The sequence below is a fragment of the Dietzia maris genome (genome assembly GCF_014144855.1).
Lineage (GTDB): Bacteria > Actinomycetota > Actinomycetes > Mycobacteriales > Mycobacteriaceae > Dietzia > Dietzia kunjamensis.
Genome location: NZ_JAALDN010000226.1, coordinates 1 through 1,458, shown reverse-complemented (window position 1 = coordinate 1,458; position 1,458 = coordinate 1). Strand labels below are relative to the sequence as shown.

Genomic DNA, 1,458 nt, shown 5'->3' with positions numbered 1-1,458 from the left:
TGGCTCGAGGGGCTCGCCCGCGGGTGAGCCGGGTGCCCACGCGCCTGGACGCTGTCGGCGGTGGGCATCGCCGGGGGTGGGCGCTGTCGGGGGCGAAACGTCGCGGTCGTATGCGCCGATGTTCCCACCGACCCCAGTACTGTTGCGGGGAAGTAACGTCACGGGCCGCGTGAGCACGGCCCGATCCCGAACCGCACACCGACGAGGAGCTACATCCGTATGGCGGATTCCAACGAGACCGTGACCATCGCGACCAGCGGGGGCGCCACCGGCACCACCCTGCTGGGTATCGGCGCGTACCGCCCCGGGCGCGTCGTCAGCAACGAGGAGATCTGCGAGACGATCGACTCGACCAGTGAGTGGATCTACGAGCGGTCCGGGATCCTCAACCGCCGTTTCGCGAGCGCCGACGAGTCGATCGTCATGATGTCCACCGAGGCGGCGAAGAAGGCCGTGGTCTCCGCCGGGATCGACCCCGAGTTCGTCGACGCGGTCATCCTGTGCACGTCGACCAACTGGACGCAGGTGCCCCACGCCGCGCCCCAGGTGGCCACGAACCTCGGACGTAACGGCATCGCCGCGTTCGACCTCACCGCCGGCTGCGCCGGGTTCGGGTACGGCCTGGCGGTCGCGACGAACATGATCCGTGGCGGCGCCTCCCGGTACGTCGTGGTGATCGGTGTGGAGAAGATGAGCGACGGCATCGACTTCACCGACCGCAACACGGCGTTCATCTTCGGCGACGGCGCCGGTGCCGCGGTGGTGGGCCCCTCCGAAACCAACGACATCAGCCCGGTGGTGTGGGGTTCCGACGGCGAGCAGGGCAGCGCCATCAGCCAGACCAAGGACTTCAAGGCCTACATCGACGAGGTCGACTCCGGCGCCGAGGACGTACTGCAGCCCTACCTGACCATGGACGGGTCCAAGGTGTTCCGCTGGGCCGCGGTGCAGGTCTCGAAGGTGTGCGCCGAGACGCTGGAGACGGCGGGCGTGACCGCGGAGCAGATCCAGGCATTCGTCCCGCACCAGGCCAACGGCCGTATCAACTCGGCGATGGCCAAGCACCTCGGTCTGCCCGACACCGTGGCGATCGCGAACGACATCGAGCAGACCGGCAACACCTCGGCCGCCTCGATCCCGCTGGCCATGGAGACCATGCTGCGCGAGGGCCAGTCCAAGCAGGGCGACGTCGCACTGTGCATCGGGTTCGGCGCCGGCCTCTCCTACGCCGGCCAGGTCGTCCGACTCCCCGCGGCCCCGCCCGTCGACTGACGGGCCGGGCGTCCCTCCCGGGGCCTCCCGAGGCCTCCCCGCGTGCCCCGGAAGGCCTCGGGAGGGACGCCAACTAGACATGTGTTGATGAGACAGTGATCCCATGCACACGTCTCCTCCCCGCCGCGCCGCGAGCCGCCTGGTCGCCGGTGCCGTCGCGGCCACCGCCGCCCTGCTGTCCCCGCT

Annotated in this window: 1 protein-coding gene; it reads left to right on the top strand. The window is 69.9% G+C overall.

The window, feature by feature from the left end; genetic code table 11:
* Positions 1-219: 219 nt before the first annotated feature.
* Positions 220-1,272, top strand: a complete 1,053-nt coding sequence (locus G6024_RS07990; RefSeq protein WP_069389488.1) for a beta-ketoacyl-ACP synthase III — start codon at positions 220-222, stop codon at positions 1,270-1,272.
* Positions 1,273-1,458 lie beyond the last annotated feature (186 nt).